The organism is Streptomyces sp. 35G-GA-8 (assembly GCF_023534745.1).
Classification (GTDB): domain Bacteria; phylum Actinomycetota; class Actinomycetes; order Streptomycetales; family Streptomycetaceae; genus Streptomyces.
Map to the genome: position 1 here is coordinate 211,468 of NZ_JAMHJQ010000005.1, position 11,807 is coordinate 223,274.

9 protein-coding genes are annotated in these 11,807 nt (G+C 72.3%); 1 reads left to right on the forward strand and 8 read right to left on the reverse strand.

Translation table 11 applies throughout. From position 1 onward, the window contains the following. Positions 1-52: 52 nt before the first annotated feature. The 6 genes from M1203_RS12955 to M1203_RS12980 all read right to left on the reverse strand — a co-directional run bounded on the left by M1203_RS12955 (position 53) and on the right by M1203_RS12980 (position 9,047). Positions 53-1,324: an ABC transporter substrate-binding protein gene (locus tag M1203_RS12955; protein ID WP_249949783.1), complete on the reverse strand. Its 1,272-nt coding sequence runs from the start codon at positions 1,322-1,324 to the stop codon at positions 53-55. Then, on the reverse strand, positions 1,321-2,526 hold the full coding sequence (locus tag M1203_RS12960) for a hypothetical protein (RefSeq protein WP_249949784.1): 1,206 nt from the start codon (positions 2,524-2,526) through the stop codon (positions 1,321-1,323). The genes M1203_RS12955 and M1203_RS12960 overlap by 4 nt, the downstream gene beginning before the upstream one ends. Beyond that, positions 2,523-6,446, reverse strand: coding sequence for a tetratricopeptide repeat protein (locus M1203_RS12965; protein WP_249949785.1), 3,924 nt, complete (start codon positions 6,444-6,446; stop codon positions 2,523-2,525). The genes M1203_RS12960 and M1203_RS12965 overlap by 4 nt, the downstream gene beginning before the upstream one ends. A 232-nt stretch (positions 6,447-6,678) precedes the next feature. Next, positions 6,679-7,884, reverse strand: coding sequence for a cysteine desulfurase-like protein (locus M1203_RS12970; protein WP_249949786.1), 1,206 nt, complete (start codon positions 7,882-7,884; stop codon positions 6,679-6,681). 141 nt (positions 7,885-8,025) lie between these two features. Then, entirely contained in the window at positions 8,026-8,529 is a 504-nt protein-coding gene (locus M1203_RS12975; protein WP_249949787.1) for an O-acetyl-ADP-ribose deacetylase, read from the reverse strand. Between the two features lie 44 nt (positions 8,530-8,573). Further along, on the reverse strand, positions 8,574-9,047 hold the full coding sequence (locus M1203_RS12980; protein WP_249949788.1) for a TetR family transcriptional regulator C-terminal domain-containing protein: 474 nt from the start codon (positions 9,045-9,047) through the stop codon (positions 8,574-8,576). A 73-nt stretch (positions 9,048-9,120) separates the two neighbouring features. Here M1203_RS12980 and M1203_RS12985 point away from each other — a divergent pair, with 73 nt between their 5' ends. After that, positions 9,121-9,753 (forward strand): CGNR zinc finger domain-containing protein, encoded by a 633-nt coding sequence (locus tag M1203_RS12985; RefSeq protein ID WP_249949789.1) that lies wholly within the window; start codon positions 9,121-9,123, stop codon positions 9,751-9,753. Positions 9,754-9,760: 7 nt separating this feature from the next. Here M1203_RS12985 and M1203_RS12990 read toward each other — a convergent pair whose 3' ends face one another. Further along, positions 9,761-10,645, reverse strand: a complete 885-nt coding sequence (locus M1203_RS12990; protein ID WP_249949790.1) for a RimK family alpha-L-glutamate ligase — start codon at positions 10,643-10,645, stop codon at positions 9,761-9,763. Then, a complete protein-coding gene (locus M1203_RS12995; RefSeq protein ID WP_249949791.1) occupies positions 10,642-11,604 on the reverse strand; it encodes a RimK family alpha-L-glutamate ligase in 963 nt (320 codons plus the stop codon). Before M1203_RS12995 ends, M1203_RS12990 begins: the two co-directional genes overlap by 4 nt. Positions 11,605-11,807 lie beyond the last annotated feature (203 nt).

The following is an 11,807-nucleotide window of genomic DNA, read 5'->3' on the forward strand; positions in this document are numbered from 1 at the left end:
TGAACCGGCTCGGGGCGCACCTCGGTGGGTGCGCCCCACCCGGCGGGCCGGCTCAGCCGTCCGGGAGGCCCCCGCACAGATGGTCTATGGCGAACGCGCCCGCCTCCCGCTGCAACCGCCGTTCCGCCTCCAGCTGTCGCAGCAGTCCGTCGAGCAGCTTGTCGTCACGGGGGTTCTGGAGGAATTCCAGTACGGCCCGCTGGAAGGCCCCTCGGAGGGTCGACGGCATGGCGTCGGAGGCGTCGAAGCAGAGCTCGTCCGCCTCCCGGAACAGTTCCAGGACCTTCGCGGTGCCCGCCGTCAGGGCTCCTGGGCCCGCGGTGCGGTCAGGAAAGATGGGGCGCTCCGCGGGTTTCGCCGCGGCGGCCCAGTCGTCACGGGTTTCCCGCGAGGTCAGCTGCCTCATGAGTTTCCAGGCCGCGTCGCTCGGTGTGAAGACGGCCGCCATGTCGCCCGAGACCTCGTACGCCTTCTGAGGGGCCGGCAGACCGGGGACGACGTCGGAGGTGGGCGCGGGCAGTACGTCGTTGCCGTAGTGGCGACGGATGAAGGAACCCTGGTGCTCCAGGGTGCAGTCGCCGCTGTTCAGCAGGCCGTTCCGGCCCTGGAAGGAGGTGGCGAGCGCGTCCTTGCCCGCGTTGCCGCCGCCCGCCGTCAGCAGCGTCCGCCAGGACCGCCAGGCCTCCCTCACCGGGCCGACGTCCCACTCCAGATCGCCGGTGGCCCACCGCTCGTACACGGAGGGGCCGTACCGCTGCAGCAGCAGATCCTCGATCCAGTCCGTGCCCGGCCAGCCGGACGTGGCGCCCGACGCCATGCCCAGGCACCAGGTGGGGTTCCCGGCCGCGTCCCTGTCGTCGGGACGGCTCCATACGATGCTCTTGAGGTCGACCCGCACCGGCACCCAGTACGAGTGCTGGCGCTGCTCGCCGTCCTTGTCCCTGAGGGTGATCCTCGGTGACCACGGTCCGATGGCCGCCTCCGCCACGCCCTCCGGCAACGGCCGCGCGTCGCCGTCGCGCGCGTACTCGGCCAGCTCGCCCTGGCCGTTGAGGATCGCCACATCGGGCGGTGTGTCCGTCCGCAGCTGGGCGACCAGCGTCTCGCGCAGGGAGCGCGTGCCCTCGTAGACGTAGGTGTCCCCCGTCCGCTCGCTGATCTTCTTCAGCGTGTCCACGAACGGCTGTTCCTCACCGTCGGTCCACGGGCCGAGCACCACCAGCGTCCTGTCCTCCTCGGTCGAGCAGCCGGCCGACACGAGCGCGGCCACGGCGAGCAGGCAGCCCGCCAGAACGGCGCGGAACAGGGGGCGCGTGGTTCTCATGGGGACCTCCAGTGGATCGCCAAATGCCTCCGGCCGTAGTGGAAGAGGGTGAAACCGCAGGCCACGGTGGACGCAGCGGCGAGAGCCAGGGCCAGGCCCGCGGCCGGTGCCCAGGCGCCCGGGTGCGTACCGCGCAGATTCGCGGCGAGCCGCTCGTCCGCCTCCTCGATCAGGGTGTCGGTGTCGATCTCGCTCTTGATCTCTTTCTTGATCCCGTCACCGGGCGTGTGCGGCACCGCGATGTCCCCGAGGCGTTCGGCCGTGTGCTGTACGTACAGCTGCGCGCGGTGCTGGCCGGCGGCGCCGAAACCCAGCACGACGAGCACCAGCAGGACAGGCACCGCGTAGACCGTCAGCAGCGGGCTCCGTATGCGCAGCTGCCCCCTGACGAAGTTGAGCGTGCCGACGACGGTGAACGTGAAGACCAGCGCCGCCAGCCCCGCCGCCGACGCCGCACCCACCGGCAGCGCGGTCCATCCCGAGAGGTCGTCCACGTCGGCACGCAGGTCCGCCTCCAGACTCCTGATGCGATCGAGGAGGGCCGGGGAGGTGTCATCGATGGGGCCCGTGCCGCTGCCCAGCAGGCCCGCCGCGTACTCCATGCCGGCGCCGCGCAGTACGTCGCTCCCGTAGTGGCTGTTGGCCCAGTTGATCCAGTCGTCGTAGGCGACGACCAGCCCCGAGATCACCCGGACCTCCTGCTCCTGCGCCTTGTTCAGGGCCTTGGTCTGGGCGGCGTTGTTCAGGCTCTGCGACGCCTCGGTCAGCAGGGAGGGATACCGTTCGCCGAGCCCGACGAGCGCGGTCTGGGCCAGTGGTTCCTCCCCGCCCTTGCCGAGCCGGCGCTCGGCCTCGTACCGCGCGAGCGTCAGCGAGATCCTGGCATGGGTCAGTTCGACCAGGGCGGGGGCGTAGCGGTCGCGGAGCTGTCCCGTACGGCCCTGGAGGTCGAAGTACGCCGTGGCCGCCAGGGCGAGCACCGTGAAGGCGACGGCGGGCAGCAGCAGCATCCGGCCGAGCAGGAACTGCGCGGTGGACCGCCGGTCGCCCGAGGGCGTGCGCCCGGACGCCCGGCGCCACAGCGCCCGCCCCGCGCCCCGCCAGTTCACACGGCGCCCGACGCGCGCGAACGACCGCGCGACGCGTCCGCCGGGCTCCCCCGCGGAGCCGTCCCGGGGGTGGCGCCCGAGTCGGTCGCTCATCTCCGCTCCCCGGTCGTGGTGGCACCCGCCGGGCCGGAGGGCCGGCCGCGGAGCCAGCCGCGGAACAGGCCGCGACTCGGTTCACCGCGGCGATGGCTGAAGGCGTAGGGGCGGGTGCGGTACGCGTTGTCGACCAGGGCCTCGGCCAGCTCCCGGTCCTCGGGCCGTGCGGTGAGCGGCACCTGCTCGGAGAGCCGCAGATAGCAGGCCGCGAGCTGTTCGCGCAGTTCCCGTGCCGTGACCGGGGCGGGGATCGTCTCGGGCAGTTCCGCCAGCTCCGCGTGGAGCGTGGCCAGCGGCCCGGACTCCGCTTCGGCCGCGTCCTGCGCCTTTCCGCCGCGGCCCTGTCTGCCGCGGCCTCGAACCGTACGGCTCTGCTCACTCCCGCGCGCGGTCGTGACCAGCAGGAGCAGCAGTTCCTGGAGATCGGCGCGGAGCCGTTCCTGCGCGTGCCGGTCGGTCAGGCCCTCCTTCAGGGTCAGCCGGTGCAGGGCCACCCACGCCTGTCTGGCCGAGGCCACGGTCGGCGGCGAGCCGTCGACGGGCGGGTCGGCGAGGATGCGCACCATGGCCGTCCGCGCGGCGGTGCGATGGCGCGAATCGGCGGGGACGGCTTCGAGACAGTCGAGGGCGAGCCGCGGTTTCCGGTCGGCGAGATGGATACGGGCGAGACCGAAAGCGGCGCCCCCCAGGGCGTGATTGCGGTGCCACACGGCCCCGTACAGCACCATGGCCTCCTTCGGACGGCCGAGCACCTCGTGGCAGTAGCCCAGGGCCAGTTTGGGGGCGTACTCGCCGGGGATCGCCGCGTAGACCAGGTCGAAGCACTCCAGCGCGGATTCCACCCGGTCACGGGCGAGATGGAGCAGCCCCTGATGCCAGTGCAGCCGCCAGTCGTGGGCGGCGAGAGCGCCGACGGCGACCCGGGCCCGCGTCAGCTCCCGCTCGGCGGCGGCCCGTTCCCGGACGGCCTCGGCGGGATGGTCGCGGGCGATCTCCAGATGGAGCCGGCAGCGCAGCAGGGCCCGTTCGGGGGACTCGTCCCAGGCGCTGCTGAGCTGGAGCAGTCCGGCCGGATCGTCGTACGAAGTGCGCTGTAACTCTGTCCAGTTCTCGTCGGCGTCGTCCGGTTTGGGGACCGGCAGCCCAAGAGCGACCTCCGTCGGTCTCGGTGGCCAGGCCGTCAGCCGGCGCTTGCCGTTGCCGCCGTGTCGCCACTGCTCCAGGGGCGGGGCCTTGCCCAGCTCGCCGTCGAGGGCGGCGGGCGCCGCGGCGAAGAGCGGTGACGGTTCGAATGTCTCTTCACCTATCCGCAGCGAGCGCAGCTCACGCAGGACGCCGCGGAGCTGGACGGACATCTCCTCCGCCGTGGCGAACCGCTCCTCGGGCCGGGGCGCCATGGCGCGGCTCAGGGCCCTTCGCAGTGATGTCGTACCGAGACCGGAAGGGTCCTCGGGCACCCGGTCGAGCAGCGCCTGGAGAACGGCGCCGACGGCATACAGATCGGCCGATACGGTCATGTTGGTGGAGGTGCGCAGCTCGGGTGCCGGATAGGTCACGGGCCCGGGGGAACCGATCTTCCGCACGCCGGCGACATCGATCAGTTTGATGCCGTCGCCGCAGTGGATCACATTGGTGAGGGAGAGGTCACCGTAGACGAACTCTCTCTCGACATGCAGATACGTGAAGGCGTTGAGGATGCGCAGCCCGTAGACGGCGATGAACTCGTGGACGCGGTAGTCGTGGAACGGCGCGACGCGCTGGGCGATCTGCTCGGCGACCCAGGCCAGCGGGGCGCCGTCGGCGAACTCCATCACGATGAACTTGGCGGTGTTCGCCGGGTGGCCGGGGTGCCTGGCGTAGTTGAAGACCTTGATGATCGACGGATGGTTGAGGCTGACGAGCCGCAGACGCTCCGTCAGGGCGGTTTTCGTGGCGCTCGGATCATCGGGATCGCGCACGCCCTTGAGCGCCACGGCCCGCTCTTCGAGCATCTGGTCGCGGGCGAGATACACCTGCCCGTAGCTGCCCTGGCCGAGCCGGCCGACGACCCGGTACTGCTGGTGCAACTCCTGTCCGCGTACGAGACCGGGATCGGAACCGGAACCGGAACCGGGACCGGGACCGGGACCGGGACCGGCCGCGGCGACGGGCGGCCGTGGCGGGCGGGGCCGGGCTCCGAACTCTTCACCGTGCTCAGGCTCGTGGTCGAGCTCCGGCTCCGGCTCGACGAAATCGTCGGGATTGCCGACGGTGACGTGCGGGAGGTCGGTGAGTCCGTCGCCCGGCGGGAGCACGACGTATCCCCGTGGGGTGTGCGGCAGATCGAGTGACTGTACGGCGTCCTCGACCTCGGTGGTCAGCCGGAACAGCTCGTACGCGACGACCGCGCTGTTGCGCAGCACATCCCCCTGGCGCAACTCCGCCAATCGCGCGGCGAGTTGACTCGCCGGTGATTCGGGGGCCCGCACGGCCCACCGCTCCGTCCTCGTCCGCTGGAGCTGACGGCGCCTCTTCTCCAGAGCGGCGAGTACGGCCAGCCGCCCCGCGACGGCCGCCGCGCGGCGCTCCGCCCACCCCGGGTCGAGCAGTTCACCGGCGACGCGCTCCAGCAGTGGGGAGTGCGGATCGCGGAAGACGAGCAGCAGCCTGCTGTGGCCGGGTTTCAGCAGCGCGCGGAGCAGGGGCAGGGCCGCCACCCCCTCCGGGGCGACCCGGTCGACGGAGAGGAACGCGGCGGAGAGCGGCGGGCACTCCTCGGCGATCCGCTCCAGCAGTACGGCGGTGCCGGCGGGCGGTGACGTACGGTCGCGCAGACCGGCCCGGGCCGCAGTGCGGGCGACAAGCTGCTCGGCCGTCCAGCCCGTCGCGTCCAGCGCGATGTCGATCGAGCCTGCCTGTGGATCCATCGGTCCACCGGTGCGTACCGCCCGCGGATTGCGCTCACGGTCGGCGAGGATGAGTGTCGAGTGAATGGCGAACAGAGCGTCGTGGTCGCCGTCATGGGCGAAGGCCAGCTCCACGGGCTCCGCCACGCGGTCGGGCACCGCGGCGACATCGAGAGAGGCCGCGGCCCCGGCCCCCGGTGTGCTCGTACGCGACCCCGCCCCCGCTCCCCCCGCCGCTCCCGAATCGGTGCCCGGCGCCGCTCCCGTGTCCGTGCCCGCCGTGCCCGCGGTGCCTGCCGTACCCGTGCCCGCGGTGCCCGTGCCTGTCACGGGGCCGCCGTCGCTGAGCCACCGGGTCATCGTCCTGCGCAGCCCGAGGGCGCGCTCCACACTCCCCGTGCCGGGGGCGAGCGGGATGGTGCGCGAGACCGCGCGCGGCCCCGACACGAGCAGATCCAGCTTGTCGGTGGGCAGATGCCTCAGGATCGTCTCGGTCGGGATCACATAGGCGTGGCCCAGGGCGACGGGAAAGCGCTCCGTGCCGTGCTGGTCCACGAGGATGCCGATGACCCCGCCCGTACCGCTGTGGACCACACCGCTGCCGCTGAACCCGTGCCGTACCGCGTAGGGCGCCGACTCGGGGTCGAGCTGCACCCACTCGGGGTCATGGCCGGGACCGCCGCGCCCCATCAGCCGCGCGTTGATGTGCTCACCGCCCGGCAGGTCCACCGGATAGCCGACCGTGTGCACCAGCGCGTTGCGCGCCGGGATCTGCCGGTGCAGCACCGCGGGCTTCACCCGCGGTCTCCCGGCCAGCCGCAGCAGCGCGATGTCCGCGCTGAAGTGCGAGGTGGGCGGCCGCAGATATTCGGCCAGCACCTCGGCGCGCAGCGGCTCGGGCACCGCGGAGCGCGCGCCCGGGAACTCCGCGTACACCCGCTCCAGGGGCCGGGGCGCACCGGCGCTTCCCGGACGGCGCTCGGACAGGACGACATGGGCGCAGGTGAGCACCAGCCCACCGGACAGCAGCACTCCCGCTCCGAGCGGCGCCGCCCCGCGGTCCTCCCCCTGGAACAGCCGTACCCGCCAACTACCGTCCGCCGAAAAGTATGCGGAAGTTCCCCCGGTCTCCCTCATACCTCTCAACAATAGCCACGGGGGGTGACATCCGGCCCCGTCCTGCCGGTCAACTCGACGGAACGGGACGAGCGGGGCCGCGCCGGGCCTTCCGGCCGGAGACCTGTACCGGTGGCGGCGCCACGCGTCACGCCTCCAGTTCCGCGACGGCCGTCAGCAGCCGGTCCACGTCCGAGCGGTCGTTGTAGTGCACCAGCCCGGCCCGTACCGCGCCACCGGTGTCCCGGAGCCCCAGCACGCCGGCCAGTTCCCAGGCGTAGCAGTGACCGTCCCAGACATTCACCCCACGGGCAGCCAGTCGCTCGGAGACCTCTCCCGGTGTGTGGCCCGCCACCCGGAAGTAGACGGTCGCGGTCCGGTGCGCGGGCTCGCCGTGGAGCGTGACCCCGGGCAGCTCCGCCAGCCCTCGCCGCAGCACGGCGAACAGCTCACGCTCGGACGACTCCACGGCGGCCATCGACCGGAGCAGGCGCTCGCGCCGCTCGCCCGGAGCGGGGCCGGCCAGTGCGGCCAGATGGTCGACGGCGGCCGTGACACCGGCCAGGTCCGCGAAGGGCGCCGTGCCGGTCTCGAACCGGGACGGCACGGCGACCGGCGAACAGACCAGTTTGTCCGGGCTCAGCGTCTCCAGCAGCCGCGGGTCCGCCGCCACCGCGCCGATATGCGGACCGGACCACTTGTAGGCGCTCGTCGCGTAGAAGTCCGCGCCCAGCTGTGCGACATCGACCGGACCGTGCGGGGTGGCGTGGACCCCGTCGACAAATGTCAGGGCACCGACCGCGTGTGCCTTGGCGGTGATCGCCGCGACATCGGGGCGGGTGCCGAGGATGTTGCTGGCCGCCGTCACCGCCACCAGGCGGGTACGGTCGCCCAGCAGCGTGTCGTACTGCTCCACCGGCAGTTCGCCGGTCGCCGGGTCGACCTCGGCCCACCGGACGACCGCGCCCGCGCGGGCCGCGGCCTGGAGCCACGGCCGGATGTTCGCGTCGTGGTCGAGCCGGGAGACCACGATCTCGTCACCGGGCCGCCAGGTCGAGCCGAGGGCCTGGGAGAAGCGGTAGATGAGCGACGTGGTGTTCGGGCCCAGGACAATGCCCTCGGAGACGCCGCCGACCAGATCGGCGAGCGCCCGGCGGCACTCGGCGACGATCTCCCCCGCGCGCCTGCTGGCCGCGAACGAGCCGCCCACATTGCCGATCCCCGACCGGTACGCGTCCGTGATCGCGTCGATGACGGCGGTCGGCACCTGCGTGCCCGCCGCGCCGTCGAGATAGGCCGTACCGTCGCTGAGCGCGGGGTAGGACGCGCGTACCGCTGCCACGTCGAACGTCATTGCCGTCGGTTCCTCTCGCTGATGACACATGCGGGCCCCAGCCTGGCGCGGACCGGGCCGTAGGGGAAGTGACGAATCCGGTCCCGGGCGGCAGGGCCCCGGCGGCACGGCCCGGGGCGGCGGCCCGGCGCGAACGGCTCGCTACTCCGCGAGAGCGGCTGTCAGCACGTCATGTGTCTCCCGGTCGAAGGCGATGAGCCGGATCACCTCGACCGAGGTCGGTGACGATCTGACGGTGGCGACGGCGATCCGCGCCGCCTTCTGCGCCGGGAACCCGTACACACCGGTGGAGACGGCCGGAATGGCGAGGGTCCTGACGCCCAGTTCGTCGGCGACCTCAAGGCAGCGGCGGTAGCAGGAGGCGAGAACCTCGCCCTCGCCGTGCTGTCCGCCGCTCCAGACCGGGCCGACGGTATGGATCACATGCGTGATCGGTGGGTCGAGGTCGAACGCGGGGGTCGCCATCGCGTCGCCCGGCCGGCATGGTCCGATCGCGGCGCCCGCCTCGGCCAGCCGCGGCCCGGCCGCCCGGTGAATCGCGCCGTCCACGCCGCCTCCGCCCATCAGCGACGTGTTCGCCGCCGCGACGATGGCGTCCACGTCCTGGCGTGTGATGTCACCCTGTACGACCTCGATCAGAGCCATGCGCCCGATGATGCCACCCGACCTGGCGTTTCCCCTTCGCGGCGCTACCGCGCCGTAGGTTCGGGGCCCGCCCAGAAGGTGTCGATGGGATAGGGAGTGGCGGCGGCGATCAGCCGACGGGCCGTGATGTGCGCCTTGTCCTCGGCCTTCTCCACGCTGCCCACGGCGTGACCGGCGATCGCTCCCTCGTAGACCAGCAGGAGTTGGTCCACGAGCAGGCCGGGATCGGGCGTGCCCGTCGCCTCGGCCAGCTTCAGCATCCTGGCGCGCAGCGCCCGCTTGTGGGCGGCGGTCACGGAGCGGGCCGGGTGCCGCGGGTCGGCGAGCTCGACCATGGCGTTGACGAGCGCGCAACCGCGGAAGCCGGGCGATGAGGCCGCCCACGACCGCAGGGCGTCGAAGACCGCGAGGAGCCGGGCGCGCGGGTCGTCACCGGCGTTGTCGACGCACTCGTCGAGTATCAGCTGCCAGCGGACCTGGCGTCCGTCGAGGTAGGCCAGGAAGGGAGCGGTGTCCATGGTGTTCTCCTCAGCGGCGTTGTCGGTAATGGGTATAGTTGATTTATTCGGTTACCCTAGCATGGAGTAAGGCTTGAAGATTCCTTTTTCCAATTACAAGCTGGGGGCAGGCGTAGCGACCGATCTGGTCAACACCTCGCCCCTGGTCTGGCGGACGGTGGGCGAGATCCTGATCGACCCCGCCGCACTGACGCACTTCCTGACGGAACACGACATCCACCTCGACGCCCTCGCCGATGGCCGGCTGCCGGACGACACCGATCTCGAAGACGTACGCGCCCTGCGCGGAGAGATCCGCGCCATTCTTGAGGCCGACGCCGAGGAGCATGTCGTCGAAGCCGCGAGCGCGCTGGTCGGGCGGGGCGGCATCGGTCCGTCCCTGTACCGCGACACCGAGGACCGCTGGCAGTGGTACGTCATGACGTCACCGGACACGTCCGTCGCCGACGAGCTGGCCGTTCTCATGGGCACGGGACTGCTCGGCGCCCTGCGGACCCTGAGCCACGACCGGTTCCGTCACTGCGCCTCGCCGGTGTGCGAGGGGATGTTCGTCGACACCAGCAAGGCCGGGCGCCGTCGCTACTGCATGCCCGAGCTGTGCGGCAACCGGCTCAACGTCGCCAGCCACCGTGCACGCCGGCTGGAGAGCACCCGCCGCCGCACGGACTCACGGGTCGAAGGCGACACGGACACGGACGACCGGTGAGCGGTGATCAGACCGACGGCCCAACTGCCGCCGACCGCCGCGCGGACCGCCGGGCCGACCGCCGGGCCGCCCGTAGCGCCAGGGCCGCGAGGGCTTCCGGGGCGCCCTCCTGACCGCGTATTCCGGGAAACGCGTTGATGTCCACGATCAGTGGGCTGCCGTCGCCCGCGTCGATCACATCGACGCCGTACACCTCCAGCGCGAATACGGAACCGACCGTGCGCGCCAAGTCCTGCCAGCCGTCGGGCAGATCGCCGGGTGCGAGCGGGAGCGTCGGGCCCCGCCCGCCCTCGGCCAGCTCCGAGCGGCGCAGGGCCGCGAAGACCCGGCCGCCGATCACCCACAGCTTGTGGTCCCAGCCGCTGTTCTCGCTGAACCGCTGGACCACGACCGGCTCCTGAGCCCATTCGGAGCGCAGTTCGCGCAGCCGCGCGGCGCCGTCGACCCGGGTGACGAGGTCGTGCCGTCGGCTGTGCCGGCTCTTGACCACCAGCGGATACGGCAGGTCGCGCTCGTCGGCGAGTGCGGCCAGGCTTGTCACGCTCCGGGTGGCCGCGAACGGCAGCCCGGCGCGCCGGGCCAGACCGGCCATCTCCGTACGGTCCTGGCACAGCGCGGTCGCCGAGGACGAGTTCAGCACCGGAGCCCCGCGCTCCTCCAAGGATCCGGCCAGGGCCAGCGCCCGCGGTGTCCGTGCCTTCAGCAGATAGACATCGGCGAGCGAGCCGGAAGCGGCCGGGTCGCCGGCCGGACCGTCGCCCCCTGACTCCGGGGCCGACTCCGGGGCCGACTCCGGATCGATCGACTCCACCTCGTGACGGCGGGTCAGCAGCGCGGTGGTCGCGGCCAGCACCGGGTGATCGGGCCGGGAGGTGATCAGACAGATCCTCATCCGGCCTCTCCCGCCGTCGCGGGTATCCGGAACGGAACCCCGGCGGACGTCAGGAGCGATACGGGCTCCGGCACCGCCACCGGAACCGACTCGGACACCGCCTCCGGCCGCGGGAACGGACCGGCCGCCGCCGCACCACGAGCGGTACCGCCCGTACGCGCCAGCTCAAGGACCGCCCTCGCCACGCGCGCCGTCGCGTCGGGCACGCGCCGGAAACTCGGGAAGTCGTTCACGTCGACGATGACCGGACCGTCCGGGCCCAGCAGCACATCCACACCGAACAGATCGAGCCCGTAGACCTCACCGGCCTCGGCGACCAGCCCCGCCACCTCCGCCGGCAGCGGAACGGAACGCTCCCGCTGGGACTTCCCGGGATGCAGCGGTGAGGACCGCTCCGTCGCGAACAGTTCGCCACCCACCCCGTACACCTTCAGATCGACGCCAGAGTTGGGAATGTACGGCTGGGCGATGAGCATCCCCTCCCCCGGCAGCCCGGCGCTCGCCGCCGCCAGCCGGTCAGGCGACCGCACAAGACGCACGCCCCGCCCCGAACTCCCCTCGGCGGGCTTGACCACCAACGGAAACGCCGCGGCGGGAAGCTCCGCCAGCAACTCGGGGCGCGCGACCGCGTAGGTCTCCGGAACCGGAAGTCCCCGGCTGTGGCCGACCACCGCCGCCGCCATCTTGTCCCGTACGCCACGGATCGACCGCGCGTCGTTCACCGTCGTCAGCCCGACCGCCGCGGCGGCCTCCAGCAACGCCAGCCCCGGGCCCCCGGAGACGGTCTTCAGCACCCACGCGTCATGACCGCCCGCGCGTACGGCCTCCGACAACCGCAGCAGTGACGCGCCCGGCCGTACGACGTCCACCCGGTGCCCCCAGCCGGCGAGCTGACCGATCACCTCCACCGGCATGCCGTCGAACCGGTACTGCTCCTCCACCACAAAACAGAGCCTCATCGACCCTCCCCGCAACCCCCGGACACCAACGGACGGCTGACATCTCGGAGACCATGATCTGCCCCACCGTAACGGGGCCCGCCACCAGCCCGTCCGAGCCGGAGGCGCGCGCGGCGCCCGGACACTCCGTGTCGCGGGGCCGTCACTCCCGGGCAGGCCGGGCGGCGCCCTGTCCGGCCCGCGCCCCGGGCGTCTGGAGGCGG